This window comes from Streptomyces albus subsp. albus (assembly GCF_000719865.1).
Classification (GTDB): Bacteria; Actinomycetota; Actinomycetes; order Streptomycetales; family Streptomycetaceae; genus Streptomyces; species Streptomyces albus_E.
Map to the genome: position 1 here is coordinate 14,384 of NZ_JOID01000040.1, position 26,440 is coordinate 40,823.

The 26,440-nt window shown below is 74.9% G+C and carries 20 protein-coding genes; 8 read left to right on the forward strand and 12 right to left on the reverse strand.

Annotated features, from left to right (window positions below; all coding sequences use genetic code 11):
* The first annotated feature begins 161 nt into the window (after positions 1–161).
* Together IF83_RS0127465 and IF83_RS0127470 are read left to right on the forward strand one after the other, a co-directional pair.
* Entirely contained in the window at positions 162–812 is a 651-nt protein-coding gene (locus IF83_RS0127465) for a TetR family transcriptional regulator (protein ID WP_030548722.1), read from the forward strand.
* A 322-nt stretch (positions 813–1,134) separates the two neighbouring features.
* Positions 1,135–2,280 carry a flavin-containing monooxygenase gene (locus IF83_RS0127470; RefSeq protein WP_037681687.1) on the forward strand — a complete coding sequence of 382 codons (1,146 nt, stop codon included), beginning with the start codon at positions 1,135–1,137 and terminating at the stop codon, positions 2,278–2,280.
* A 433-nt stretch (positions 2,281–2,713) separates the two neighbouring features.
* Here the strand turns inward: IF83_RS0127470 and IF83_RS0127475 are convergent, their stop codons facing one another.
* The 5 genes from IF83_RS0127475 to IF83_RS0127495 form a co-directional block, all read right to left on the reverse strand.
* A complete protein-coding gene (locus tag IF83_RS0127475; protein ID WP_051723474.1) occupies positions 2,714–3,448 on the reverse strand; it encodes a hypothetical protein in 735 nt (244 codons plus the stop codon).
* The gene (locus IF83_RS0127480; RefSeq protein ID WP_244177234.1) at positions 3,445–3,999 is read right to left on the reverse strand and encodes an RNA polymerase sigma factor; all 555 of its coding nucleotides are present in this window, start codon (positions 3,997–3,999) and stop codon (positions 3,445–3,447) included. Before IF83_RS0127480 ends, IF83_RS0127475 begins: the two co-directional genes overlap by 4 nt.
* Positions 4,000–4,820: 821 nt before the next feature.
* Positions 4,821–5,483, reverse strand: coding sequence for an ATP-binding protein (locus tag IF83_RS0127485; RefSeq protein WP_051723475.1), 663 nt, complete (start codon positions 5,481–5,483; stop codon positions 4,821–4,823).
* 388 nt (positions 5,484–5,871) lie between these two features.
* Complete coding sequence (locus IF83_RS0127490) at positions 5,872–6,450, reverse strand: EF-hand domain-containing protein (protein ID WP_030548732.1); 579 nt, start codon at positions 6,448–6,450, stop codon at positions 5,872–5,874.
* A 672-nt stretch (positions 6,451–7,122) separates the two neighbouring features.
* Positions 7,123–7,497 carry an STAS domain-containing protein gene (locus tag IF83_RS0127495; RefSeq protein ID WP_030548734.1) on the reverse strand — a complete coding sequence of 125 codons (375 nt, stop codon included), beginning with the start codon at positions 7,495–7,497 and terminating at the stop codon, positions 7,123–7,125.
* A 310-nt stretch (positions 7,498–7,807) separates the two neighbouring features.
* Between IF83_RS0127495 and IF83_RS0127500 the strand changes: the two genes are divergently transcribed.
* Both IF83_RS0127500 and IF83_RS0127505 read left to right on the forward strand, forming a co-directional pair.
* Positions 7,808–8,398, forward strand: coding sequence for a sigma-70 family RNA polymerase sigma factor (locus IF83_RS0127500; protein WP_030548736.1), 591 nt, complete (start codon positions 7,808–7,810; stop codon positions 8,396–8,398).
* On the forward strand, positions 8,371–9,615 hold the full coding sequence (locus IF83_RS0127505; protein WP_244177236.1) for a zf-HC2 domain-containing protein: 1,245 nt from the start codon (positions 8,371–8,373) through the stop codon (positions 9,613–9,615). Before IF83_RS0127500 ends, IF83_RS0127505 begins: the two co-directional genes overlap by 28 nt.
* Positions 9,616–9,851: 236 nt before the next feature.
* On the opposite strand, the gene purU is transcribed toward IF83_RS0127505, so the two are convergent.
* Together purU and IF83_RS0127515 are read right to left on the reverse strand one after the other, a co-directional pair.
* The gene (purU, locus tag IF83_RS0127510; protein ID WP_030548740.1) at positions 9,852–10,793 is read right to left on the reverse strand and encodes a formyltetrahydrofolate deformylase; all 942 of its coding nucleotides are present in this window, start codon (positions 10,791–10,793) and stop codon (positions 9,852–9,854) included.
* A 156-nt stretch (positions 10,794–10,949) separates the two neighbouring features.
* A complete protein-coding gene (locus IF83_RS0127515) occupies positions 10,950–11,396 on the reverse strand; it encodes an SCO4402 family protein (protein WP_030548742.1) in 447 nt (148 codons plus the stop codon).
* Between the two features lie 172 nt (positions 11,397–11,568).
* On the opposite strand from IF83_RS0127515, the gene IF83_RS0127520 reads away from it, so the two are divergent.
* Positions 11,569–12,891, forward strand: a complete 1,323-nt coding sequence (locus tag IF83_RS0127520; protein WP_030548744.1) for an ABC transporter substrate-binding protein — start codon at positions 11,569–11,571, stop codon at positions 12,889–12,891.
* 323 nt (positions 12,892–13,214) lie between these two features.
* On the opposite strand, the gene IF83_RS31410 is transcribed toward IF83_RS0127520, so the two are convergent.
* The gene (locus IF83_RS31410) at positions 13,215–14,846 is read right to left on the reverse strand and encodes a hypothetical protein (RefSeq protein WP_051723476.1); all 1,632 of its coding nucleotides are present in this window, start codon (positions 14,844–14,846) and stop codon (positions 13,215–13,217) included.
* A gap of 290 nt (positions 14,847–15,136) precedes the next feature.
* Positions 15,137–16,516 (reverse strand): hypothetical protein, encoded by a 1,380-nt coding sequence (locus IF83_RS0127540; protein WP_030548747.1) that lies wholly within the window; start codon positions 16,514–16,516, stop codon positions 15,137–15,139.
* Positions 16,517–17,643: 1,127 nt separating this feature from the next.
* On the opposite strand from IF83_RS0127540, the gene IF83_RS0127545 reads away from it, so the two are divergent.
* A complete protein-coding gene (locus IF83_RS0127545) occupies positions 17,644–18,453 on the forward strand; it encodes an ABC transporter ATP-binding protein (RefSeq protein WP_037681692.1) in 810 nt (269 codons plus the stop codon).
* Positions 18,450–20,156, forward strand: coding sequence for a transporter (locus tag IF83_RS0127550; RefSeq protein WP_394297389.1), 1,707 nt, complete (start codon positions 18,450–18,452; stop codon positions 20,154–20,156). The genes IF83_RS0127545 and IF83_RS0127550 overlap by 4 nt, the downstream gene beginning before the upstream one ends.
* 268 nt (positions 20,157–20,424) lie before the next feature.
* Here the strand turns inward: IF83_RS0127550 and IF83_RS0127555 are convergent, their stop codons facing one another.
* Together IF83_RS0127555 and IF83_RS0127560 are read right to left on the reverse strand one after the other, a co-directional pair.
* Positions 20,425–21,288 (reverse strand): alpha/beta fold hydrolase, encoded by an 864-nt coding sequence (locus IF83_RS0127555; protein ID WP_030548752.1) that lies wholly within the window; start codon positions 21,286–21,288, stop codon positions 20,425–20,427.
* A 960-nt stretch (positions 21,289–22,248) separates the two neighbouring features.
* Positions 22,249–22,941, reverse strand: a complete 693-nt coding sequence (locus tag IF83_RS0127560) for a metal-dependent transcriptional regulator (RefSeq protein ID WP_030548754.1) — start codon at positions 22,939–22,941, stop codon at positions 22,249–22,251.
* Positions 22,942–23,297: 356 nt separating this feature from the next.
* Between IF83_RS0127560 and IF83_RS0127565 the strand changes: the two genes are divergently transcribed.
* Positions 23,298–24,116 (forward strand): SIS domain-containing protein, encoded by an 819-nt coding sequence (locus tag IF83_RS0127565; RefSeq protein ID WP_078843951.1) that lies wholly within the window; start codon positions 23,298–23,300, stop codon positions 24,114–24,116.
* Positions 24,117–24,273: 157 nt separating this feature from the next.
* Here the strand turns inward: IF83_RS0127565 and IF83_RS30760 are convergent, their stop codons facing one another.
* Positions 24,274–25,854 (reverse strand): PAS domain-containing protein, encoded by a 1,581-nt coding sequence (locus tag IF83_RS30760; protein WP_037681694.1) that lies wholly within the window; start codon positions 25,852–25,854, stop codon positions 24,274–24,276.
* Between the last annotated feature and the right edge of the window lie 586 nt (positions 25,855–26,440).

Here is a 26,440-nt window from a genome sequence, read left to right on the forward strand (position 1 = left end):
ATGGTTGTCCACAGGCTGTGGACAACGCTTCTCACCGGTACGGAGCAACCGGGCCCGACCGGTAAAACCCCCGGACAGAGCGGGCGCGGGCCGCTCCGGGGCCGCCCCCCGTTTGCCCGCGGCCAGATCGCGCTCCGATCACCCGTCGGTAAGCTGACGACATGACAGGACAAGTTCGCACCGTCGACGGGCGGGTGGCCGGACGCCGTGGACAGGCGACGCGCCAGAAGCTCCTCGACTGTCTCAGCGAGATGCTCAAGTCGTCTCCGTACCGGGACGTCAAGGTCATCGACGTCGCCCGGAAGGCGGGCACCTCGCCCGCGACCTTCTACCAGTACTTCCCCGACGTCGAGGGCGCCGTGCTGGAGCTCGCCGAGGAAGTGGCCCAGGAGGGCACCGGCACCCTGACCGGACTGGTGGCGGGCCAGTCGTGGGCCGGGAAATCCGGCCGCCAGACGGCGGAGCAACTCGTCGACGGCTTCCTCACCTTCTGGCGAAGAAACGACGCCATCCTGCGCGTCATCGACCTCGGAGCCGCCGAGGGCGACAAGCGGTTCAGCAAGATCCGTATGAAGATCCTCAACTCGGTCACCGGCTCCCTGACGGAGACGGTCAAGGACCTCCAGGCCAAGGGCCGGATCGACAAGGACATCAGCCCGGCGGCCATGGCCGGTTCGGTGGTCGTGATGCTCGCCGCGGTCGCCTCGCACCAGAAGGGCTTCTCCGGCTGGGGCGTCAAGCAGAACGAACTGAAGCCCAATCTGACGACCCTGGTGCATCTGGGCATCACGGGCAAGAAGCCGGCGAAGTAGCGGCCCGGCACCCGCCGCGGCCCGCTCCGGCAACCGACACACCCCGGCGCCCGCCGCGCCCCGGTACCCCTGAGCCCGCCTCTCCCGGGCAGCATCCCTCCCTCCCCGAGCGCGCTTCTCCCCGGGCACACATCTCCCGGGCACTCCTTCTCCCCGAGGTCCCGAGATCCCGAGATCGCGGAATCACGTTCCGCCGTCCCGCCGCATCCGGCCAACAGCGGCTCTCCAGTGCCGCCGCCGTGACCGATCCGCAACCGAACGGTGAAAACGGAACCGGCATCCATTGACCGACACACGTCAATGCACCGGTACGCTCACGGTCATGCCGGAAAACACCACTTCCCCCGTGTACGTCATAGGCGGCGGCCCCGGCGGGCTCGCCACGGCCGCGGCGCTGGCCGGCCGCGGCATACGGGCCGTGGTGCTGGAGAAGGCGGACGCGGTCGCCGCCTCCTGGCGCGGGCACTACGACAGCCTGCGCCTGCACACCACCCGCCGGCTCTCCGCCCTCCCCGGCCTGGCCATCCCCCGCGCCTACGGACGCTGGCTCGCCCGGGACGACGTGATCCGCTATCTCGAGGAGTACGCGCGGCACCACCGGCTGGACGTCGTCACCGGGGTGGAGGTGTCCCGGGTGGAGCGGACGGAAACCGGCTGGCTGCTGCACGCCACCGGCGGCCGCCGGCTGGCCGCGCGCGACGTCGTGATCGCCACCGGCTTCAACCACACCCCGTACCTCCCGGACTGGGAGGGACGCGACGGCTACACCGGCGAACTGCTGCACGCCCGCGAGTACCGCAACGCGGAGCCGTACGCGGGCCGGGACGTCCTGGTGGCCGGCACGGGCAACACGGGCGCGGACATCGCCGTCGAGCTGGCCCGGGGCGGCGCCGCCCGTGTCCGGCTCGCCGTCCGCACCCCGCCGCACATCGTGCGCCGCACCACGGCCGGCTGGCCCGCGCAGCGCACCGGCATCCTCTGCCGCCGGCTGCCGGCCGGCGCGGTGGACCGGGCGGCGCGCGGCCTGGCCCGGCTGTCGCTGCCGGACCTGGCCGAGTACGGGCTGCCGCGCCCGGACAGCGGGCTGTACTCGCGCGCCAAGGAGGGCGCGATCCCAGTGCAGGACGTCGGGCTGGTCGACGCGGTGCGCTCACGGGCCGTGGAGCCGGTGGCCGCCGTGGCCTCGTTCGACCACGGCAAGGTGGTGCTCGCCGACGGCTCGCGCATCTCCCCGGACGCGGTGATCGCGGCCACCGGCTACCGCCGCGGCCTGGAGTCCCTGGTCGGCGAACTCGGCGTCCTGGACGACCGCGGCCGGCCCGTGGTCCACGGCCCGCGCACGGCGGCCGGGGCCCCCGGGCTCTACTTCACCGGCTACACCAACCCGATCAGCGGCATGCTCCGCGAACTCGCCCTGGACGCCCGCCGGATAGCCCGGCGGATAGCGAGCACCACGGACCGGGACTGACGAGGGCGGCCCCGGCCCGGGCCCGAAACCCGGGGTGGGGGCGCGGGCGGAGCCCGGAGCCGGGCCGGCGGATTCGGGGCACGGCCGGGGCCCGTTCCCGGCCCGGGACCCGGAGTGCGGCCGGGGCCCGGGGCCTGGGGGCAGGGCCGGAGCCCACTCGGCCGGAGCCCAGGAGACCGGGCCCCGAGGGACCTGCCCCCGGCCCGGGACCCGCCCCGGATCCGGGTCCGGGCCCGGGTCCGGGTCCGGGTCCGGGCCTCGGGACCCCGCGTTCGGCCAGGGCCCGGGGCCGGGGCCTGCGGGGACGCACCGCGACCGGCGCGGGCCCACCGCGGCCCGGGTCGGGCCCACCGCGGCCCGGGTCGGGCCCACCGCGGCCCGGGTCGGGCCGACCGCGGCCCGGCGCCGCCGCCCGCCGCCCGCCGCCGGGGCCTCAGCTCCGTCCGCCCTCGGCGGTTTCCGCCGCCGAGCACTCCCGCACCTCGGCGAGGTTGCGGGTGCGCACACCCGGCAGCCAGCCGTCGACGGGGAGGACGGCGCCCCCGCCCGACACCAGGTACCAGCGCCGCGAGGTGATGCCGGACTCGTCCCGGATGAGCCGGCCGTCGGTCACCACGCAGACGGCGGACACCCGGTCTCCGTGCCACACGCGACCCGCGCGGTTGTCCGGGGAGCCGTACCGCCGGTACGGGTCCTTGGCGAGGCCCAGCGCGCACTCCAGCGTGCGCAGCCTCCGGCACGCCTCCTCGGCGTTGTGGACGGTGAGGGTCACCGCGGGTGGTCCCGCGGGGTGCCCGTCCGTTCCGCCGCCGCCCCTGCCGCCCCTGCCGTCCGGGCCGCCGGGCGGACCGGCCAGCCACCAGGCGCCCAGAAGGACCAGACTCACCACGACCGCGACGGTCAGGCCCGCCAGGAGACGCGGCACCGGTCGCGGTACGCCGGACGGCAGGCGGCGCGAAGGGCCGGACGGCAGGCGGCGCGGGAACCCGCCCGGGAGCCCGCGGCCCCGCCACAGGCCCGGGGGTTCGGCGCGGGGGGCGGGCACGGCGGGCGGGCCGGAGCGGACCCGTTCCCAGAGGCCGGGTGGCGTTTCGACGGCCTCGTCCGCGGCCCGCAGCCGCTCGCGCAGCAACTGGACCGTCTCCTCGTCCGGTTCGCGGCTCTTCACGGTGCCCCCTCCTTCTCCGCTCCGGCCCGCCCGGGTGCGTGGACGAGCGCACGCAGCTTCCCCAGGGCCCGTTCCCGGTGGCGGGCGGCGGTGCCCCGGTGGACGCGCAGGATCTCGGCGGCCTGGTCGATGGTGTAGCCGTCGAGGTCGACCAGGACGACCACCGCCGCCTGGCGTGGCGTCAACCCTCGTAGCAGGCGCATCGTCTCCAGCCTCGCCTGCCGGTCGCCGACCCCGCCGTCCCACTCCTCCGCACCGGCCGCGCCGCCGGTCTGCCGGTCCACGTCTTCCACCAGCACCTGCCGCCGGTCCCGCCGGTAGGTGTCCCGGGCGACGCTGACCAGAGTGGTGAACGCGTAGGCGTACGGCTCGGGGTGGGCCAGGAAGCGCTGCGGGCGGGCCGCGAGTTTGAGGTAGGCCTCGTGAACGATGTCCTCCGCCGACTGCCGGCCGCCGGCGACGAGGACGGCTCTCCGGTAGAGCCTGGGCAGCAGGGCGCAGAAGACGTCGTCGATGGGAGACCCCGCCGACGCTCCGGGCGTGTGGCTCACTGGCACCTACCTCCCCGGTTGCCGGACCAGGCGGGTAATTACCCCTGCGAGCAGGGTGGTTATCGCCACGGGAGAGTGGTCCGCCGTCACCGGAATTGACGCCTCCGGGGCAGAGCCCGGGAGGTACGGGCCGGGTCGGGGCCCGCAAGCGGGTAGGGGCCGGCGCGGGGCGGAGGCGACCGGCAACGCGCCGGGAGCGGGGATCCGCAGCCGGGGAGCGGGAATCGGCGACGCGGAAGCCGGGGAGCGGGAGCGGGAGCGGGAGTCGGGGAGCCGGGTCGGGAGTCCAGGAGCCGGAGCCGGGAGTCCAGGAGCCGGAGCCGGGAGTCCAGGAGCCGGAGCCGGGAGTCCAGGAGCCGGAGCCGGGAGTCCGGGAGCCGGAGCCGGGTACGGCGGTCGGGGAGCGGGGGCGGGGAAGGCGGCAAGCGGAAAGCGGAGGAAGCGGGGAGCGGAGCCCTCGGAGCCGTGCGCCGGGAGGGGCCGACGACTGTGGCAGCGCCGCCGGGAATACCGGTGGCGGTGGCACTGCCGGTGGGCGATGCCGGTACCGGTGGGCGGCGCCGGTGGGCGGTGAAGGCCCGGCGCGGGTCCCCGCGGACCGGCCGGCCGGTGGTGCGCTGTCACGCACCCCGGGCCGGTACGGCGGGGACCACCACCCGGCTCCGGCACCCGGACTTCGTACCGTCGCGCCGGACGACGACCCGTATTCGCCGAGGCCACACCGTCTCCGGGCTCCTCGGCGTCCCCTCACAACGAATCGTTGAATCCCAGAGTGATCAACCGGTGCCGGGACGTCAACACCCCGGCATAACTATGTCCATTTATGCCGGTTTTGACATGGCGCATTGGGGTTCAGGGGCGGCCGCCGGAACGGATGCCGGCACCTCCACCGGCTCACCGGGCTCCACCGCGCACACCGGCTCCCCCCGGTCCACTTCGCACCAGATGGCCTTTCCCGCCCCTTCGGCCCGCCATCCCCAGCGGTCGGCCAGCCCGTCCACCAGCTCCAACCCGCGCCCACTGGTCTCGTCACCCCCGGCATGGCGCCGCGAGGGCGGACGGGCGCTGCGGTCGGCGACTTCCACCCGCACCGTCTCCGGCACGGCACCGTGACGGCGGCCGGCCCCCGCGCCCACGCCGTTCGCGCCCGTACCGCTCGCGTTGGCGGAACCGCCCGCGCCGCCCGGGCCGTTGACGTCACCCGGGCCGGCCGCACCACCGGCACCGGGCGCCCCGGGCGTACCTTCCGGCCCCGCCTCACCCCCGCCCACCGGGGCCGGCAGCAGTATGCGCAGCACGGCCGGACGGCCCGTGTGCACCACCGCGTTGGTGACGAGCTCGGAGATCAGCAGGAGCAGCGTCTCCGCCAGCGACTCGTCACCCTCCACCCCCGACCCGGCGAGACGCGAGCGCGCCCATCTCCGGGCCCGTCCCACCTCCGCGGGATCGGGCCGAACCTCCAGCTGAACCTGAAGCACCTGCACCGCTCACACCATCCGAACCGGCGGACTCATCGCCGCGCGTCTCCCAATGATCACGGAAAGTGACCCCGACGGAGAACAGCATGGTTGACGTACAGTCACCCGAACAAGCGCTTCGGGCATATTCCGGCGCAAAGGAGTACGCGTACTGCATACTGTGCGACCCGCACAGCCGTCAGTCGAACACCCGGCGCCCGCAAGGCCGCAGCGCGGGCAGGCGGGGCGCACACCCGTCGGCCGGGGGCGCGGGGGGCGGAGTGGAACCGGCGCCGCCGCCGTACGCCGGACCGGCCCCCGGGAGCACTTCCCGGGAGCCGGTCGGTTCACGAAGCGTGATCGGCGGCGATCGGCGTCCGCCGCCGCGGGTACGGTCCGTGAGGGTCCGCCGCCGTCACTCCGGCTCGGGGGTGGTGTAGTAGGCGGCGAAGGCGGCCACCGCGTCCTCCTCCGCGATCCGGCCGTCGCCGTCCGCGTCCAGCGCCGACGCGACCGTGCCGCGCAGTTGCTCGGGCACGCCCAGGGCGAGCAGCACCCGCTGCGCCTGGTCGACCGTCACCGTAACGGTGTTGCCGGACTCCCGGCCCGTGCCGCCGCTCTTGCCGCGCGCGCCGCCGTTCCCGCCGGAGCAGACGCCGGCCGCCACCGACAGCACCGCGCGGAGGAAGGGGCGGGCGATCTCGGCGAAGCTCCGCGGGTTGTCCCGCAGCCGCTTCACCGCCCCGTGCGTGAACTCCTCGCGGGTTATGCGCTGATCGCCGTCCCGGTCGGCCATGCCGGCCATGCCCTGCCAGAACCCCTCGGCGCCGTGGTACAGCGCCTGCCCGCAGTCCGACCTGGCCGCCGTTCCGAACTCCTTCAGCACGGCCGCCGCGGCGGTGTGGAAGTCCTCGCGGGAGATGTAGCCGTTGCCGTCTTGGTCGAAGGAGGCGAAACGAGAAGCGATCTTGCGCTCGTACTCAGAGCTGTCCACGGTGACCTCTGTTGCGTCGTAACGGGGCTGACCTCAGATGATGGTACGTACGTTCGGTGTTCAGGCGAAGTTCACGGAAGGGAGCGAACGGCGCACGCGGCGGATGCCGTGTGCACCGGGAGAACCTGCGGCACGGAGCCGGGACGGGCCGGGACGAGGCGGGGGCGCCGGGGACGCCGGGTGCACCGGCGATGCGCCGGGCGCGCGGGACGCGCCGAGGCGGGCCGGCACGGGCGGCGTGGTGATCGGCCGGGGCGGCGAGCCGGGAGGAGGCCCCGGGGAGCGCGCGGCGGAATCCGCCACCGAGGGGCACCGAGGGGCACGGCGCGTGCGCGGCGCACGGAGGGCCGCGGCGACCGCGTCGCGGAGCCGGCCCGGGCCGGGCGGGCGGGCGGGAGCGCCGGCTGCCCGGGAAGTCGGGCTGTTCCGGCTCCCGGTGAACGGAAGCGAGGCCGCCGCCGGACGGCCGCGGGCGGGACCAGGACAGCACGGGGCGAGGCCGCGGGGCTCGGACCCGCCGGCGGCGGGCGGCCGGGAGCGCGGGACCGGGAGCGGAAGGGTTTGGGCCGCGAGCCCGGAGCCGGGAGCCGGCGCACGGGGCCCGAAGCGCCGGGGCCGGCGGCGCGGGGCCGAAGTGCCGGGCTCCAAGCGCGGGGCCCGAAGCGCGGGGGCTCAGGCCGAGAGCGGAGGGGCCGTCTCGTCCAGCGCGGAGGTCACATCCGGGTAGACCTCGAAGAGCCGCCGGACGCCCAGCGCGGCGAGCACCCGGTTGACGTGGGAGCCGTCCTCCGCGCCGCGGGCCGGCAGGATCAGCCGCAGCCGCCCCTGGCAGGAGCGCATCAGCCGCCGCGCGGCGATGAGCACGCCCACGCCGCTGGAGTCGCAGAAGCGGACCCCGGAGAGGTCCAGTACCAGGCTGCGGCGGCCGTCCGCCACCGCGTCGTGCACGTGCTGACGTACCGCGGGCGAGGTCACCAGGTCCATTTCGCCGGAGACTTGGAGAATGGCCCAGGAGCCCTGCTCGTCTTCCCATACCTTCAACGTCACGCGTGCGAAGTCCCTTCGTCTCCCGGATCCGGAAGCAGTCGTTCCTGTTCCCGCCGTCCGACCACTCTCCCCCGAAACACCGTTCGTCATGCGGCTCTTCCGTCGACTCTAGGCACAGCCCCGCCCCCCGCAAACCGCGGCAGCGGGCAAAGTGACGAGATCTATACCCTCGCCGGGGCCCGAAACGGCGCTCGCTGCCGCAAAGCCGCGTGCACCGCCGGGCCCGCCCACTACATTCGTCGTGCGCAGTGCGGAATGATCCCGGCAACGGCGGGCGGCCGAACGACGACACGGCACGAATGGGGGCCGTATGGCGAACGACGCACCACACCGGCGGGACCGGAAGATGCAGCAGCGCCTGGCGCGCGGCGAGGCCGCCGCGCTCGGTGAACTGTACGACCGGTTCGCCTCTCTTGTTCACAGCCTGGCGTACCGGGTGCTCGGAGACGTGAAGGCGGCGGACCGGGTCACCCGCGACGTCTTCGCCCACATCTGGGAGCATCCCGACGCCTACGACCCCGGACAGGGCCCGATGCGTTCCTGGATCGCCTCCCTCGCCCAGCGGCAGTCCGTGCACCGGTTGCGGGCCGCCGAGGCCGAGCGCATGCGCGCCGACGGCGCCGGGACCCCGGAGGAGGTCGAGGAGAAGGTGCGCGCCGCCTCCCGCGCCGCCCGCGCCGACTACATCGTCGCCTCCATGCCGGCGCCGCTGCGGGACGCACTGGAGCTCGCCTACTTCAAGCGCCGCGACTACCGCCAGGCCGCCGCCGATCTCGGCGTCACCGAGGACGAGGCCCGACGGCGGCTCCGGCTCGGCCTGCAACTGCTCTCGTCCGCGAACAACCGCACCGGTGACGGTGACCGCACCGGCTCATCGCCCGGTTACGGGAGAAACCCGTGAACGACCCCTCCGATCCCGGCCCACCGCCCCCGCCGCCCGCACCGCCCACGCCCGGCGCGGCCACCGGTCACGCCCTCGGCAACGGCATACCTCCCGGCGCGGGCCCGCCGCCCACCGACCACAAGGTGCTCAAGTCCCTGCTGGGCGCCTGGGCCCTCGCCGCCTGCTCCGCCCAGGAGACCGCCGCCGTCGAGGCCCACCTCACCGACTGCGCGCCCTGCGCCGACGAGGCCCTGCGGTTGCGCGACGCCGTCGCCCTGCTGCATCCCGAGGACAACCTCGATCTCGATCCGCAGCTGCGCTCCCGGGTGCTGGCCGGCTGCCTCGGGCGCCGCCCGGCCCGTATCCCCGTCCCGGAGTGGGCGGCTCCGTACGACGCCGAGACCGCCCGGCTCGACGCCCTGCTGCGCGACATGGGCGAGTCGGAGTGGCGCGCTCCGGTGCTGCTCAAGTGGTTCGACGGGCGGCGGGAACGGAGCCGCGCCGCCACCGTCGCCGGGGCGCTCGGCCAACTGGCGGCGGTCGACGGCCTCGTGGCCGCCGCCCTGGGGCTCGGCGACCCCTGGGAGGACGCCCCGCAGCCGGACGGCCGCGTCTCGCCGGCGGACCGGTCGGAGGCCTACTGGAAGCAGCGGCCGGCCGCCCCCGCGCCGGCCGTGGTCCGGAACTCCTGGCGGGAGCAGACACACACCCTGGTCCGCGCCGTGTCCCTGCGCGACACCCATGGACTGACCGTGCCCTACGGCGCGTTGACGATGCCGCTGAGCGACGCGTTCCTGGAACGCGCCTTCGCCTGCTGGGTGCGCGCCGGTGACATCGCGGAGGCCGTGGACTACCCGTACCGGCCACCGCTGTCGCCGCATCTGCACCGCATGATCGACCTGACCGTGCGGCTGCTGCCGGACGCCCTCGCGCAGCGCCGCCGGAACGGCCTCGCCGGGCCGCCGCGCGGGCTGGTCACGGCGGGTTCGCCCGGCCGGACCCTGCATCTGGAGGTGGAGGGCAGCGGTGGCGGCCACTGGTACATCGCCCTGGACTCACCGGCCGCGGCACCCGCACCGGAGAAGGCCGTGGCTCATGTCGCCCTGGACGGCACCGAGTTCTGCCGGCTCGCCGCGGGTCACATACCGCCGGAGGAGGCGGCGGCCGGCCAGGAGGGGGACCGGGAGGCGATCCACGACGTCCTGGCGGCGGCGGCCTCACTGTCGCGGCTGTGAGCCGGGGCGGGGCGGGAGCCGGGGTTCGGCGCGCCGGGGCGTGAGCCGGGCCCGTCGGGGGCCGTTCCGGTTCCCGCCCCGCCCCGGCCCGTAACGCCCCCGGCGCGGGGGCGCGGAGCGCCGGAGCCCCGGTCTCCCGGCACCCCGGGTGCGGTACCGCAGGGGCGGTGTTCAGGCTGTGCCGCAGTGCGGTGCCGCAGTGCGGTGCCGCGGCCGCGGGGCCCCGGGGCGGTGCCTCAGGTGAAGACGACGGTCCGGTGGCCGTTGAGCAGCACCCGGTGCTCGCTGTGCCACTTCACCGCGCGCGCCAGGGCCTGGCACTCCACGTCACGGCCGACGGCGACGAGCTGCTCGGGGCTGACCTCGTGCCCCACCCGCTCGACCTCCTGCTCGATGATCGGGCCCTCGTCGAGATCGGCCGTCACATAGTGCGCGGTGGCGCCGATCAGCTTCACGCCCCGGGCGTGCGCCTGGTGGTAGGGCTTGGCGCCCTTGAAGCTCGGCAGGAAGGAGTGGTGGATGTTGATGATCCGGCCGGAGAGCTGCTTGCACAGATCGTCGGAGAGCACCTGCATGTAGCGCGCCAGCACGACCAGCTCGACGCGCTCCGTGCGCACCAGTTCCAGCAGCCGCGCCTCGGCCTCCGGCTTGTTCTCCCTGGTCACCGGGATGTGGTGGAACGGGATGTCGTAGGACTCGACGAGCTCGCGGAAGTCCGTGTGGTTGGACACCACGGCCGCGATCTCGACCGGCAGCGCCCCGATCCGAGTGCGGAAGAGCAGGTCGTTCAGGCAGTGCCCGAACTTGCTGACCATGAGCACGACGCGCATCTTCTGGTCGGCCCGGTGCAGCTGCCAGTCCATGCGGAACGAGTCGCCAATGGCGGCGAAGCTGGCGCGCAGCTTCTCCAGCGTCACGGGCTCCTGGGCCGGGCCGTCCTCGCCCGGGGGGCGGCCGCCGTACCGGCCCTGGCCGGCGATACCGCCGCTGAAGTGCACCCGCATGAAGAACAGTCCGGTGTCGTGGTCGCCGAACTGCTGGCTGTCCTCGATGTTGCAGCCGGTCATGAAGAGGTAGCTCGACACGGCATGGACGATGCCCTGCTGATCGGGACACGACAGGGTGAGGATGTACTGCTCGGGGGCCTGCCCGGAGGCGGCGGGCTGCGACTCGCTCATGACCCCATAGGCTCCCACATCCGCCCGGTCACCACGGGCCCGGTCCACATCACGGTCGGTCACCGCACGCGCCGGTGCACACCGCCCGGCCGTCACCCGGCCGCCACCGGCCCGCCCGTACGCCCCGGCCCGCGCCCCGCCTGCCCCGGGCCCGCCTCAGACGGCCCGGCTCAGGAGGGCGAGCGCGTCCAGGGAGCGGGGCGGGGCGTCCGGGTCCTCGCCGTCGTTCTGCGCGAGCCGTACGTGCGCGTCCCGGGCGGCCCGTACGGCCTCCGGCCAGCCATGGTGTTCGAGGTAGACCGCGACGGGGGCGTCCGGGCCGACCTGGTGCATGATGCGCAGCACCCGCAGCACGGCGACGTCGACGAGCGCGGCCTCCTGGGAGTCGCGGAAGATCGTCCCGACGTACTTCTCCGCCGACCAGTTGTCGAGCCAGGTGTCCTCGACCAGCCGGTAGACGGCGTCGGTGACGTCCCCGTATCCCTCCCGGCCGGGCAGCCAGCACTCCTGCTGGAAGACGGGGTCCGAGAGCATGTGGAGCGCGGAACGCACATGGGCGCGCCAGCGCCACCAGGGCATGTCATTGAGCGGCATACCGCCCATACTGAGTGAGCGGTGGCCGCGACGGGAAGACCTCTCCGAACCCTGCACAGGACGGAATGGTACGTTCCGTTCGACGGCGGGCCGTCCGCACCCCCGCTGTTCACCCTCCTGTCACCATCCGTTGACCTTTCATCACGGTGACGTTACCGCCGAAGCGGAATCGTCGCTGTCCATGACTGGACGGCTACGCCCCACCCCCCCACTTCCGCGCAGGGCGGTGACCGTCGCGGCGGCGACGGCCGTCTGCGCCTCGCTCCTCACCGGCTGCGGCACCCTCACCGGCGCCTCGGGCGCCACCAAGGACCCGGTGACCGTGATGACCTGGGCCCCCGAGGGCACCTCGGCGACGAACATGCCCGGCATGCCGGCCATGGCCAAGGCCTATGCGCGCTGGGTCAACGAGAACGGCGGCATCAACGGCCGCGAGCTCAAAGTCATCACCTGCAACGAGCGCAACGACACCGTCAGCGCCGGACGCTGCGCACGCCGCGCCGTGGCCGAGGAGGTCGCCGCGGTCGTCGGCTCCTACAGCCAGCACGGACGCGCCTTCATGTCGCCCCTCGAATCCGAGGGCATCCCCTACATCGGCGGATACGGGGTCACCGACGAGGAGTTCACCAGCCCGCTCTCCTACCCCGTCAACGGCGGCCACGCCACCCTGATCGCCGGCAGCGGCCGGCAGCTCGCGGCGGAGTGCGAGCGCGTGACCCTGGTGCGCCCCGACACCATCAACGGCGACCAGATGCCCTCCCTGATCAGCGCCGGCCTGGCCGAGGGCGACCGCGACCGGGCCAGCGACGTACGCGCCCCCGAGGACGCCTCCCAGTACACCGCGCAGAGCGAGCTGGCCCTGGACCTCCTGGAGGTCGACAACCGCGGCACGGAGGGCGCGTGCGTCACCGCCGCCCTCGGCGACCGCACCGACACCTTCTTCGACTCCTTCCGGCGGCTGCGGGAGGACAGCGAGCAGATCCGGCTCGCCTCCGTCCTCGGCAGCGTCCAGCAGTCGCTCGTGGACCGCACCGGCGGCCCCGACAGCCCCTTCGAGGGCGCCTCCATCACCAGCTGGTACCCGGCGGCGGACGACCCCGCCTGGGACAGGATGCGCGCGGTCGTCCGCGAACACGCCTTCAGCGACAACCGCGTCGACGTCTCCGACCCCGGCGTCCAGACCACCTGGATCGCCTACACCGTGCTGCACCGGCTGATCGAGTCGATCGGCGACGGTGCCGTCACGGGCCGGTCGCTGCGCCAGGCCCTCGACAGCGGCATCGGCGCCGACGGCATCGGCACCGGCGGGCTGACACCCGAGCTGAGCTGGAGCTACAAGGACATGCTGGGGGCCGGCGACTATCCGCGGATAGCCAACACGATGGTGTCCTTCCAGGAGGTGCGGAACGGCCGGCTGGTGGCGACACACGACGGCTTCGTCAACGTGGGCCAGACCCTGGAGCGCCGCTACACCTACGCGCAGAGCCAGGCCGCCGCGGAGTGACGCGGGCGGACGCGGACGGCGGGGACTGACGCGGGCGGCGCGGCGGGACGGGCAGCGCGGCGATCAGCGGCGGACGCGGCCGATCCGGCGCGGGACCACCGGAGGTCTCGTTCCGCACGGCCGGCCGGCCTCGTGCGACTCCACCTCGTGCGACCCGGGGCCCCGTACCGTTCCGCCCCCGCGCCGTTCCGCCCGGCGCCGTTCCGCCCCGCGCCGCTCCGCCCCGCGCGGCCAGGCCGGCGGCCCGGAGCCGGGCACTCCGGACCCCGAGGGGGCGGGGCCGGGGCAGCCCCCAGCCCGGGCCGGCCGGGGCCGCGGGCCGGTCAGAGCTGCAGGTACTGGCGCTCGGTGAGCCCGTGCTCCTTGGCGATCGGGTTCCAGAGCGCGGCGGCCTTCTTCTTGGCCTCGGTGGCCCGGCCGCTGGCCGTGTTCCCCTTGGCCGTCTGGCCGGTCACCTTCGCCTTGCCCCCCTTGCAGCCGCCCTTTCCGGAGGCGACCTGGTCGGCCCAGGCCGCGTAGTGGTTGTCGGCGGCGGCCGACGCCTTCCAGGCGCTGGTGAGCGAGGCGGTGAGCGACGCGTGCTCGGGCAGCCGGTCGACGGAGATCTCGCCGAGCCGGGTGACCAGTTCGTTGCGCTGCTTCGCCGCGTCCCGCAGATCCGAGGCGGCCTTCGGCAGGTTCTTGCAGGCGCCGATGTTCTGCACGGCCTTGATCACCGCGTCCCGGCTGTTGTTGCTGTCCGCGAGCAGCGCGTCCAGCGCCTCGGCCTGCTCCTTGACCGGGTCCGCCTCCGGTGACGGCTCCGTCCCGGCCGACTGGCTCGCGGCGACCGGCCTCTTGTCGTCCTCTCCGGACTGGTCCTCGTCCCCGCCGCTGAGCGCCGCCCCCGCCGCCAGCCCGGCCACGACACAGCCGCCGATGACGATCCCGGCGAGCGCGACCGGCGAGAGCGGCCGCTTGCGCTCGGCGTTGCGGCGCGCGGCGCGGCCCTGCGGCGGCTGCTGGAACTGCTGCTGCCCGTAACCCTGCTGGGACGGCGGCGGAGGCGGGGACTGCTGGTCGAAACGGGGCATCTGCTGGGTGGCGTCCGGCGCCTCGGCGGCACGGGAGTCCCGGAACAGCCCGTCGAACTCCGCGGGCGGCTGCCGGTCGCCGGGCGCGCCGGGCCTGATGCCGAACGGCGCCTGCCCGGGCACCGGTGGCGGCGCCGCGGCGGCGGGCGGCGGGCCGGAAGGCCGGCCGGGGGCCGGGCCGTCGCCCGGTACGGGGGCGAGGTACTGGGTGGCCTGCTCGTCCGGGCCGTTCTCCGGGGGCAGCGGCGCGGGGCCGCCGGCGGGACGGCGGCCGAGGAAGGTCGTGGACTCGGCAGGTCTCTCGGGCGGCAGCGGTCCCCCGGCCACCGGCGATATGAGCTGGGTCGCCTCGGCGTCGGACGGCGGCGCCGGAGGTGCCGGGGATGCCGAAGGTGCCGGGGCCTGCGGGGGGAGCACCTGCGTCTCCTCCGCCGGCAGCGGCATCGGTCCCGGCGCGGGCGGCAGGGGATCACGGTGCCGCTGCGGGTCGTAGTGCTGCTGCGGCGGCTGCGGCTGCTGCTGCTGCGGGTCGTACGGCGGGCGCTGCGGCTCGTACTGCGGGCGCTGCGCCTCGTGCCGGGGCGGCTGCTGCTCGTACCGGGGCGGCTGCTGCGGCTGCTCCGGCTGCCGCTGCTCGTACTGCTGCTGCTCGTGCCGCTGCTGTTCGTACTGCTGCTGCCCGTGCTGCTGCTCGTGCCGCTGCTGCCCGTCCGAGGGCTGCTGCCGGTCCTGCTGCTCCGGACCCCAGGGCTGTCCCCACGGCTGTCCGGCGGCGGGTGCCGTGTGCCGCTCGGGCACGAGCGGCTCGCCGCCACCCGACGGCAGCACGATGCCCTCGTACGCGTGACGTTGCGGCTCGTTGCCCTGTCCGCTCTGCGACACCAGGACTCCTTGGCTGTGCGGGGACCACTACGGAAGCTCCGTTCACGCTACCGGTTCCCCTCGCGCCTCTGCCACGCGCCCGGTCACAGCCACGGCACGGCTCCGAACGGACGGTTCCGGGCCAATGACGCGCGGATGTACGGCCGTTGTCCCGGCGTCGTTCCGCCGCCGGCCCGTCCCGCCGCTGTCCCGCCCGGACGGAACCGGACCGGAGCGGCACTGCCCGGCCCTCCCGATCCGGCCGCCCCTCCCGATCCGGCCGCCCCTCCCGGTCCGGCCGCCCGGCCCGCCTACGCCGCCACCGGCTCCGCCGCCCGCTCGCCGAACTCCCGTACCGCCGGTTCGGCCGCGAAGGGCTTCAGCCGCTGCTGGAAGTCCTCCAGGTATTCCGCGCCCCGGTTCGAACGGAGGCCGCCGAGAAGCTCCAGCGCCCGCGTCCCCGTGTCGCATGCCTGCTCGACCTCACGCTGCTGCGTCTGGGCCGCCGCCAGCAGCAGCAGTCCGATCGCCCGGCGCCGCACGCGTCCCTCCGGGTGACCGGCGAGGGCCTCCTCGGCCCGGCGGCGGGCCGGCCCGGCGTCGCCCAGATCGCGGTGGCAGTGCGCCAGTTCGTCGGCGAGGTATGCCTCGTCGAAGTGGCCGATCCAGGCGGGGTCGTCGCCGTTGCCGGCCCGCTCCATCGCCGACACCGCGCGCGCCGCGACGGCCGTGAAGGCCGCGCCGTCGCCCATCAGCGCGTGCCCCCGCGCCTCCGCCGCCAGGAACATCGCCTCGGCCCGCGGAGTGACGTGGCCGCGCGCCCCCTCCTGCGCCGCCCGGGCCAGCTGCGCGATCTCGCGCGGATTGCCGAGGGAGGCGGCCAGGTGGCTCATGCCGGCGGCGAGGACGTAGCCGCCGTAGCCGCGGTCCCCGGCGGCCTGGGCGAGCCGCAGGGCCTGGATGTAGTAGCGCTGGGCCAGGCCCGGCTGGCCGGTGTCGACGGCCATGTAGCCGGCCAGTTCGGTCAGCCGGGCGACGGCCGAGAACAGTTCGCGTCCCACCGACTCCTTGTAGGAGCCGCCGAGCAGCCCCGAGACCACGCTGTTGAGGTAGTGCACGACGACCGGGCGCACATGTCCGCTGCCGTAGCGGTGGTCCAGCTCGGTCAGCGCCCCGGTCATGGCCCGTACGGCCTCGACGTCGGTCATGCCGACCCGCGCGCCACCCGCGCGGGCCACCTGCTGGTCGGTTCCGGTGATGAGCCAGTCCCGGCTGGGCTCGACCAGCGCCGAGGAGGCGACGGAGGAGCCGGACAGGAAGTCGCGGCGGCCCACGTCACTCCGCCACAGCTCACAGACCTGTTCGATCGCCCCGGGCACCGTGGGCGAGAACTGCAGTCCGACCCCGGAGGCGAGGTTCTTGCCGTCGGCCATGCCGATCTCGTCGATCGTGACCGTGCGCCCGAGCTTGCGGCCCAGGGCCTCCGCGATGACGGCCGGGGCGCGTCCGCGGGGCTGCTGGCCGCGGAGCCAGCGGGCCACCGACGTCTTGTCGTAGCGCAGGTCGAGACCGTGCTCCGCGCCGCAGAGGTTCACCCTGCGGGCGAGCCCGGCGTTGGAGCAGCCGGCTTCCTGTATCAGCGCTGCGAGCCTTTCGTTGGGCCTGCGTGCGACGAGCGGCCTGGCTGCCATGCCTCTACCCCCTTGATGATCGCGAGCGTGGTCGGCGGGTGGTGCCGGTGGTGCCGGTCCCGTCCACGCTCCCCACGGGGACGTACCGGCTATTCCTGCCATGTCATCTGATCAGTACCTACGGGATCGTTCAGCGGGTTGATCCTGCGCAAGACGCCGCAGTACGGACTACCCGCCCGCACGGCACCGGTCGCTCACGCGCCCCCACGGGTGCATCCGTGCGCCCCGGAGGGGGACGCGGTGCGCCGGGTCGCACCACCGCGAAGCCGTACCCGCGCCCGGCCCGGGAAAGGGTGATCGAAGGGGACGGGGTCCGCGGACGCCCCGCACGGCGCGCCGGGTTCCGGTACGGCGCGACGAGCCGCGGGCGGAAGCCGCGCCGCAGCGGGCGCGGGGCCGTGGTGAGCGGTGCCGCCGGGCCGCCACCTGTCGGCCCGCACGCCCGGCGGCGCGTCCGCCGGAGCGGGTTGCCGGAGAACCGGAGGGACCCGGGAAGCCTGCGAAGCCACGGCCATGGCTCCGGAAGCCGCTGTTCCCCGGGAGGAGGGGACGGCCGTGCGCGGGGGGCGCACCCGGAGGGAGCAGACGGGAGCACCGGCCGGCCGGCGGCTCGCTGGAGGAGACGTGGGGGGCGTGAAGGGGAAGCGTGGGCAGGGGCATGGGAGGAGGCGTGGCGGGCCGGTCGCCCGGCGGCAACGCCGACAGGCTCCTCCTGCGGTCGGACGTGTGTTCCCCGGGCGCCCCGTAGGGTGCGTATCCGGGACGACCGGACCAGAGGCTCTCCCGGGGGAACACGGGGACGATGAAGGGCGCGGCACGTGGCAGAGAAGCGGACGACGGAGAGGGCCGACCACACCGGCCCGGCGGCCGGAGCGGCAGCCGGCGGGACCGGCGCGGCTGAGGCGGCGGACACCGTGACCGGCGCCGCGGACGGCGCCCGGAGGGCGGACGGGACCGGCGCTGCCGGCCGGACCGGCCCGGCCTACGGGGCCGGCGGGGCCGGCGGGGCGGGCTCGGCAGGAACGGAAGCGGAAGCAGCAGCGGCTGCGGCTGCGGCTGCGGCTGCGGAAACGGAGCCGGGAGCAGCGGCAGCGGCCACGAAAGCAGGCACGAACGCAGGAGCAGGAGTGGCGGCCGGGGCAGCCGGGGCGCCGGGCGCGGCCGAAGCCCCCGTCGCCGTTCGGGTGCGGGGGCTGTGGAAGCGTTTCGGTGAGCAGGCGGCCGTCGCCGGGGTGGATCTGGAGCTGCCCGCCGGGCGGTTCATCGGCCTCGTCGGGCCGAACGGGGCGGGCAAGACGACGACCCTGTCGATGGTCACCGGGCTGCTCCGCCCCGACTCCGGGCAGGTGCTCATCGGCGGCCACGACGTCTGGGCCGACCCGGTCGCTGTGAAGTCCCGCATCGGGGTCCTCCCCGAGGGCCTGCGCCTCTTCGAACGCCTCTCCGGACGCGAACTGCTCGCGTACACCGGCCGGTTGCGCGGGCTGCCGGGCGAGGAGGTGGACCAGCGGACCACACAGCTGCTCGACGTGCTCGGCCTGGCCGGTGCCCAGCACAAGCTGGTCATCGACTACTCGACCGGCATGCGGAAGAAGATCGGCCTCGCCGCCGCCCTGCTCCACAACCCCGAAGTGCTGTTCCTCGACGAGCCGTTCGAGGGAGTGGACCCGGTGTCGGCGCAGACGATCCGCAGGGTGCTGGAGCGCTACACCGCCTCCGGCGCGACCGTCGTCTTCTCCAGCCACGTCATGGAACTGGTCGAGAGCCTGTGCGACTGGGTGGCGGTGATGGCCGCGGGCCGCATCCGCGCGCGCGGCCCGCTCGCCGAGGTGCGCGGTGACGCGCCCACCCTTCAGGACGCCTTCCTCGAACTGGTCGGCGCGGGCGGCCACGACACCGGGCAGAGCCTGGACTGGCTGGGCGGCGGCGCCCGGTGACCACCGCATCCACCCCGCGGGGCACCGGCCCCCGCACCGACACCGGCACCAGTACCGGCACCGCGCTCGCCGCCGCCGGGCGCCCGGCCGCGCCCCGCTCCGCCGGAGGAGCCGCCGTCACGGCCGTCTTCGTCCGGCTGAAGCTGTCCCTGCTCCGCAACGGCCTGCGCCAGTCCGCCGGCCGCAAGGCCGCCTACATCGCGTCGCTCGTGTTCACCCTGCTCTTCGCGGCGCTGCAACTGCTGGGCCTGATCGCCCTGCGCGGCAACGAGCACGCGCCGGCGCTCGTCCTGGCGATCACCGCCCTGCTCACGCTGGGCTGGGCCGTGATGCCGCTGTTCTTCGCCTCGGGCGACGAGACACTGGACCCGACGCGGCTCGTGATGCTGCCCCTGCGCCCCGCCCCGCTGGCGCTCTCCCTGCTGGTGGCCTCGCTCATCGGCATCGGCTCGCTGTTCACGCTGACCCTGGCCGCCGGTTCGGTGGTCGCGGTGGCGCACGGCACGGCCGCGGTCGTCACAGGCGTCGTGGCCGCGCCGCTGGTGCTGCTGGTGTGCGTGGCGCTGTCCCGCGCCGTGGCCGCCGCCAACGTCCGGCTGCTGACCAGCCGCAGAGGCCGCGATCTGGCCCTGCTCAGCGGCCTGTTCATCGCGGTCGGCGCCCAGTTCGTCAACCTCGGGGTGCAGAAGCTGTCCGAGCCCGGCGGGCTGCGGGTCCTGGAACCGGCGGCGGACGTGCTGCGCTGGGTGCCCCCGGCCTCCGCCCTGGACGCCGTACGGTCCGCGGGCGAGGGCTCGTACGCCGGCGCCGCCGCGCAACTGGCCCTGACCGGCGCCGCGCTGGCGCTGCTCGTGTGGTGGTGGCAGCGAAGCCTCACCCGGCTGATGACCGCCCCCGACGGCTCGACGCTGCAGGCCGCCACCACCCCCGACAAGAAGCCCTCCGGCGACGGCTCCGGCCTCACCCGGCTGCTGCCGCCCGGCCGCACCGGCACCGCCATGGAGCGCACCCTGCGCTACGCCTGGCGCGACCCCAAGGCCAAGACCGGCTGGGTCTCGGCGCTGGGCATCGGCCTGCTGCTGCCGGTGGTCTACGCGGTGCAGGGCAACGGCAGCCCGTACGCGGCCTGCTGGGCGGCCGGGCTGCTGGGCATGCAGATGTACAACCAGTTCGGGCAGGACACCTCCGCCTTCTGGATCGTCGCGCAGACGATCTCCTCGCCGCGCGACGCCTATCTCGAACTCCGCGGCCGGGCGCTGGCCCTGGCGGTCGTGGCGGTGCCGTACGTGACGCTCGTGGTGGTCGTCTCCTCGCTCCTGCTGGGCGACTGGAGCGCGCTCCCGGAGGCCCTGGGCGTCTCGCTGGCCCTGCTGGGCGCCATGCTGGCGACGGGCGCCGTGGCCTCCGAGCGCTTCCCGTACTCCATCCCGCAGGACAGCGGCTTCAAGAACGTCGCACCGGGCCAGGCCGGGCTGGCGTGGCTGAGCATCATGGGCGGCATGCTCGCGGCGGCGCTGCTGTGCGCGCCGCTGCTCGCCCTCGTCATCTGGATGCACATGGCGGGCGCCCACGCCTGGCTGTGGCTGATCCTGCCGCTCGGCGCGCTCTACGGCTGGGGGATCACCCGTCTCGGCCTGCGGCTGGCGGCCCCGAGGACCGCCGCCCGGCTGCCGGAGATCCTGGCGGCGGTCAGCAAGGCCTGACCGCCGCGGGCGGCGGGGCGCGGGTGCGGATACGCGCCGGGGCTTCGGCCCCGGACTGGTCTGGTGGTTCGGCGTCACCGAAGCCCGTGGCGCCGAAGCGGCTACCGGAGGCGGTGACGGCTGCGCGACGCCCCTGGCGGACGTGCGGGTGCTGGTCGGCGCGCGCAAGCTGAACCTGCGCCGCAAGGGCGGCAGCCTCGGGCGGCGGGTGCTCCCCGGCCCGCCGCCACCCGCCGCCGCCCGGGCCGCCGCCGTCGGGCCGGGTCCCTCAGGCCGGGGCCACGCTCCCCAGGAACGGTTCGACGACCGACCGCCAGCCCTCGGGCCGGTCGTAGTGGACCAGGTGCCCCGCGTCCGGGACCTCGGCGTACTCGCCCCGCGGCAGCACCCGCACCATCTCCTGCGCCTCGGCCCGGCCCAGTTCGCCGTCGAGCCCCCGGACGACGAGGGTGGGGCACCGCACCTGCGCCAGCTCGTCCCAGTGGGCGTCGTGCACCCACGACTCCCGTGCCCGCAGCATCGCCCGGCGGGAGAAGACCGGACGCCAGCCGTCGGCGCGCTCGGCCATCACCTCCGCGAAGAAGTCGCCGCGGGACGGCCGGGGGCGCTCCAGGGCCGGATCGTCCTCACCGAACCACTTGCGGACGTCCGCGAGCGTCGCGAAGGGCAGCGGCCAGGACGCGAACCACTCCTCCCACTCGCGCTGCGAACGGGCACCGAGCGCGGAGGCGCGCATGTCGCAGATCACCAGCGCCCGGACGAGATCGGGGCGGCGGGCGGCGAGCTGCCAGGCCGTCAGGGCACCCATGGCGTGGCCGATCAGCACGGCCGGGCCGAGCTCCAGCCGCTCCAGAACGGCCTCGGCGTCGGCGACGTAGGCCTCCCGCGTGTACGGGCCGCCGGCGGGCTTCTCACTGCGCCCGTGGCCCCGTTGGTCGAGGGCGACGGCGTGGTGGCGCGCGGACAGCCAGCGGGCCGTCTCCGCCCAGTGGGAGGCGCGCCCCATCAGGCCGTGCAGGAGCAGGGCCGCCGGGGCCGCCCCGCCCTCCCGCACGCCCTTGGGCGGATCGGCGAACTCCCAGGCGGCCAGCCGGACTCCGTCGGCTCCGGTCGTGTTGATGCGCCGAATCATGTGATCTGGCACCCCCATTCCTTCCGGCTGCCGTTTCGGTGCTGTTCTGCCAGTTGCGTTGTCCTGCCGGCCGCTCTGTGCCGTGCTTGTCGTTCCTGCCGTGCCTGTCGTTCCCGCCGTGCCTGCCACTCGCGTCGCACTCGTGGTTGGTGCCGTGCTTGCGCATCGCGCCTGCCGTGCCTGTCGCGTGCCGTCGGGCGTGCGGTTCGTGCGTCTCGCGGGGTCGTGCCGTGCGTGGGTGAACCACCGACACAGTATCGAACTCTTATTCGAACACGGGCTTGTGGAGCCGCATCGCCGTACAAGAACCCTCGTACGGGTGACAGCTCTCAAGGATTGGCCGTCGCGGCCGAGGGGATGGAAGGAACGAGGTGAGAACGCCGGCACCGACCCTGGGAGCTCGGGGCTCCGGGTCGCCCGGCGGGACACGGGGAGGCGAGGCCCCGGCTGCGCCATGGCGGGCCGGGGCCTTCGAACGTCCGCACACCGCGGCGGTTCCGGCGCAGGCCTCGGCCGGGGCCTCGGCACCGGTCCGGTTCCCTCGGCCCATCGCGCACACCTCCCGGTCGGCGGACAGAGCGGGCGCCCCGCGAATGCCCCAGCGCCATATGCCTCAGCGACAGAGTGACACGACCGGGCGCCCGCGCGCTGCCCCTACGCCCTCAATCCAGCCCCCGTGTGCCCCTCGCGCCCGCGCTTCTGACGGACCGTCCGCACCCGGCGCGCCTCCGTGCGCGCCGCTCCGCGCCCGCCCCCGGAGGCGCGGCCCGCCGGCGACGGGACGGGAAAGCCCTGCGCGGCACTGCCCGGGAGACCGCTCCCCGAGAACCGCCCGAGGAGTCGCCGTCCCCGGCCGGACGGGCACAACGGGCAGGCACGCGGGGGCAGACACGCCGGGCAAGGATGCGGGGCAGCGTCATCCCGGCCGGGTGAGACCGGCTGTCCTGCCCCGGACGACCCCTAGCGCTTCGCCACGAACACGTGGGAGGCGACGTCGGCCTCCAGCTCCGCGGCCTCCCCGCCGCTGCCGACCAGCAAGCCGCCCGCCGACTCCCGGACGCTCACCACCGAGCCCGGCTGCACCCCCGCCCGCCGCAGGGTGTACATCAGCTGGGCGTCCGTCTGGATCGGCTCGCCGATCCGCCGGACGACCACCGTCTTGCTCTCCGTGCCCGGCCGCAGATCGACCAGGCTGATCACGCCCTCACCGAGGAACGGGTCGGCACCGCCGGCCTCGCCCAGCTCCTCCAGGCCCGGGATCGGATTGCCGTACGGGGACTCCGTCGGATGCTGCAGCAGCTCCAGCACGCGCCGCTCCACGGCCTCGCTCATGACGTGCTCCCAGCGGCACGCCTCCGCGTGGACCTGCTCCCACTCCAGACCGATGACGTCGACCAGCAGGCACTCGGCCAGCCGGTGCTTGCGCATCACGCGGGTGGCCAGCCGGCGGCCCTCCTCGGTCAGTTCCAGATGGCGGTCACCGGCCACGGTCACGAGCCCGTCGCGCTCCATCCGCGCCACCGTCTGGCTGACCGTGGGACCGCTCTGGTCGAGCCGCTCCGCGATCCGCGCGCGCATGGGCACCACACCCTCCTCCTCGAGCTCCAGGATGGTGCGGAGATACATCTCCGTGGTGTCGATGAGTCCGGACATGCGTGCCCCTCGTTGATGGTGCGGTGGCCCCGGCTCCAATTCTTGCGCATGCCGGGGACAAGCGGCCCCTGTCGTGCACCGGCCCGGTGCGGTATTGACAGCAGAGTGGTCCGGGCCGCACCGTGATCGCCGCGGGGCCGGGCCGGCCGGGACGCCACCGCGGCGTGCCTCCCGCGGGCTTCCGCCGCGCACTCCCGCGGCACTCCCGCGGACCCCTCCACCGGCTCCGGCAGCCACCCCGCGTCCCGCGCAGGCCCCGGCAGACGTCCGGCAGATGTCCGGCAGACGTCCGGCGGAGCCGCCGCGGACCCGCACCGGACCTTCCACGGACCCCTACGAGAAGGGCCCCCACGGCCATGAGCGACAGCAGGCCCCCCGGGCACCACCCCGCACAGCTCGCGGCGCAGCCCGTCCCCCAGCCCGCCGCGGAGCTTCCCGGGCGGTTCCTCGACGCCGCCGTCGGCCTGCTGCGGCGGATCCGCGACGAGGAGAGCGACGGGATCCTCCGGGCCGGCTCGCTGATCGCCGACACCGTCACCGCGGGCGGGCGGCTCTTCGCGTTCGGCGCCGGGCACTCCTCGCTGCCCGCCCAGGACGTCGTCTACCGCGCCGGCGGTCTCGCCCTGATGAACCTGCTGTCCGTACCCGGGGTGACCGGGGTCGACGTCATACCCGCCACCCTCGGCAGCGCACTCGAAAGGGTGGACGGGCTCGCGGACGCCGTGCTCGGCACGGCCCCCGTGCGGACCGGCGATCTCCTCGTGATCATCTCGCTGTCCGGGCGCAACGCCCTGCCGGTGGAGATGGCCCGGGGCGCCGGGGCGCGCGGCCTGACGGTGATCGGGGTCACCTCCGTCGCCTACGCCGAGGCCACCGAGGCGCGGAACCCCCACGGCACCTTCCTGAAGGACCACTGCGACGTCGTGCTCGACAGCAAGATCTCCGTGGGGGACGCGGAGCTGACCGCCGACGGCATCGACGCGCCCTTCGCGCCCGCCTCCACCGTCGTGACCAGCGCGCTGATGCAGGCCGTCATGGCCTCCGCCGCCGGCGAACTCGCGGCGCGCGGGGTGACCCCGCCGCTGCTGCGCTCCGGCAACGTCGACGGCGGCCACGACTGGAACCGGGCGGTCCTGGACGGCTACCGCGACCGGATCTTCTACCGGCACCCCTGAGCCCCGCCGTCCCCGGGGGCGGATTCCGGGGCCGGGGTTCGGGCCCGGGCCCCGTCGTCCTCGTCGCGGCGCCGTGGCCGCGGCGGCGTCGGGTTCACCACGGCGCGTGCTCAGCATGGCGTGCCCACCGCGCGCTCGTGCTCACCACGGCGCCCGCTCACCGCGGACCGGTGCGGGTCAGGCCGGCCAGGTCCAGCAGGGCGGCCGTGCGGACCGCCACGTCCTCCGCGTACACCGCGTCCTGGCGTTCGAACGGCCGGCGGCTCGCGCCCCGCAGGAACGTCAGGACGCCCAGGGTGCGGCCACGGCTGCGCAGCACCACGCAGAGCGCGTGCACCGAGTCCTCCGGCCACTGCCGGGCCCGCGCCCAGTCCCGCGGGTCCACCACGCCCCCGGCGGCCGCGGAGGAGCGCACGGAGCCGGCGCGCTCCACGGCCCGCGGCGCCGGGTGGCCCTCGGGGTAGCCCACCGGAATCCCGCTCGGCTCGATCGCCGAGCACGGCCCGCCGGCGCCGGTCGGCGTGGCCGCGGCCCGGACCAGCCGGCCGGCGGCCGGACCGTCCGCGGGCAGCAGGTCGAGCAGCGCGTGGTCCGCGAACCCGGCCAGGGCGAAGTCGACATGGACGGTCGCGGCCTCGGCCGGGTCCTCGCACTCGGCCGCCGCGAGGCCCGCCCGGTGCAGCTGGTTGCCGCGGAAGCGCAGCAGCGAACCCTCCCGCTCCAGCAGCTTCGTCTCGGTGATGTCCTGGAAGAACCAGGCGACGCCCAGCGGCACCGGCTCCTCGGCGAGCGGTGACGCCAGCCGGACGAAACCGCTGCGCCAGCAGCGGCGCTCGCCGCCGGTTTGTCCGGGCCCGGCTCCGGTCGTCCCGGGGCGCCCTTCGCCGGATCTCTCACCGCCGGTTCGTTCCAGGCCGGATCGTTCACCGCCGGCACGTTCCCCGGCACGTTCACCGCCGGGACCCCGCCCGCCGTCGGCCGGGTCCGCGCCGCCGCCCGTGCCGTCGCTCCCCGCGGGGCACAGCGTCACCCACAGGTCGCTGGGGGCGGGGGGCGTGCCCTCCGCCAGGACGTGCTGGAGCGAGCTCTCCAGTTCCTCCGCCCCCTGCGACAGCAGGTCTCCCAGCGGGCGCCCCAGCAGGTCCGCGCGCTCCCGGCCGAGGGCGCGGGCCGCGTAACCACCCACCACGGCCGGGCGCAGATCGGCGTCCACCAGGACCACGCCCCAGGCGGCGTCCTCGAACAGGGCGTCGCTCAGCGCCAGCGACCGTTCCAGGTCGATCTGTGCGTGCACCTCGCTGAACGCGCAGTAGACGCCCGCGGGCTCGCCGTTCGCGCCCCGTACGGCGGCCGACTGGGTGCGGACGAGGACCCGGCCGCCGTCCTTGGTCAGGAGCGCGAACTCGTGCACCCGGCGGCCCGGGGAGTCCATCGCCGCCATCAGCCGGCCCCGCACCTCCTCGGCGTCGGCCGTGCGGACCGCCCAGCCCGCGAAGCCGTGCCGGCCGACCGCCTCCTTCGCCGACCAGCCGAGGCTCCGTTCCGCCTCGCGGTTCCAGTGGGTGACGACACCGTCGGCGTCGAAGGCGCAGAGCGCGGCGTCCATACCGTCCAGCAGCGCGGCCAGCAGATCCGAGTCCTCGCAGTCCGGCGGCGGAGGACCGGGGGTCCCGCGGCCCGGGCCGGCGGCACGCGCCGACGGGACGGGGCCCGAGCCGGAAGGCCGTTGAGCAGTCACCTGGCACCTCCAGACGACGTGGCTGCGTAGCGCTTGTGGCGCTTGTACGTGCTCCCTGTTCCGTACTCCGTTTCATTGAACTCGAACGTGATGGAGCCCACACCGTGTTCCCGGAAATCGGTGTCCCGGGGCGACGACCGGGGAGGGCAGCGCGCCGCAACCGGCCGGACGGGATCGGTGGTTGGGACGGAGCCCGGGGCGGGACGGGGCAGGGCGGTGAGCGGGGCGGACGGAAGCGGCCGGAGACGGGCCGGCGGCCGGAGGGCGGGCAGCAGGCGGAACGGGCCGGTCGACGGAGACGGGGACAGGCAGCGGGACCGGGGCCGGCGGCCGAGGCCAGGGGGCTTGGCGCGGCCGGCCGCCCTGTCCGGAGAAGTCACCCGAAAAAGCGTTGAGTCCCGGCGGGTCGTCCGCTTACGCTCGCAGCACACGAGAAGGGAGGTGGTTCGGCAGATGTCAGAAATCCGGACGCGTGAGGTGGCTGCGGGCTAGGTCGTTTCTGATGGCTCTTGGACGGTGTCTCGGAGCCAGATGACGATCGCGGTGACGGTCAGAGTGCCATTGAAGATGTAGTCGCGTTTGTCAT

Coding starts and splice junctions, on each gene's coding strand:
- IF83_RS0127555 (WP_030548752.1), bottom strand. CDS start 21,288: ATGATTCGGCGCATCAACACGACCGGAGCCGACGGAGTCCGGCTGGCC.
- IF83_RS0127465 (WP_030548722.1), top strand. CDS start 162: ATGACAGGACAAGTTCGCACCGTCGACGGGCGGGTGGCCGGACGCCGT.
- IF83_RS0127540 (WP_030548747.1), bottom strand. CDS start 16,516: ATGGCAGCCAGGCCGCTCGTCGCACGCAGGCCCAACGAAAGGCTCGCA.
- IF83_RS0127515 (WP_030548742.1), bottom strand. CDS start 11,396: ATGGGCGGTATGCCGCTCAATGACATGCCCTGGTGGCGCTGGCGCGCC.
- IF83_RS0127500 (WP_030548736.1), top strand. CDS start 7,808: ATGGCGAACGACGCACCACACCGGCGGGACCGGAAGATGCAGCAGCGC.
- IF83_RS0127560 (WP_030548754.1), bottom strand. CDS start 22,941: ATGTCCGGACTCATCGACACCACGGAGATGTATCTCCGCACCATCCTG.
- IF83_RS0127470 (WP_037681687.1), top strand. CDS start 1,135: ATGCCGGAAAACACCACTTCCCCCGTGTACGTCATAGGCGGCGGCCCC.
- IF83_RS0127520 (WP_030548744.1), top strand. CDS start 11,569: ATGACTGGACGGCTACGCCCCACCCCCCCACTTCCGCGCAGGGCGGTG.
- purU (WP_030548740.1), bottom strand. CDS start 10,793: ATGAGCGAGTCGCAGCCCGCCGCCTCCGGGCAGGCCCCCGAGCAGTAC.
- IF83_RS0127565 (WP_078843951.1), top strand. CDS start 23,298: ATGAGCGACAGCAGGCCCCCCGGGCACCACCCCGCACAGCTCGCGGCG.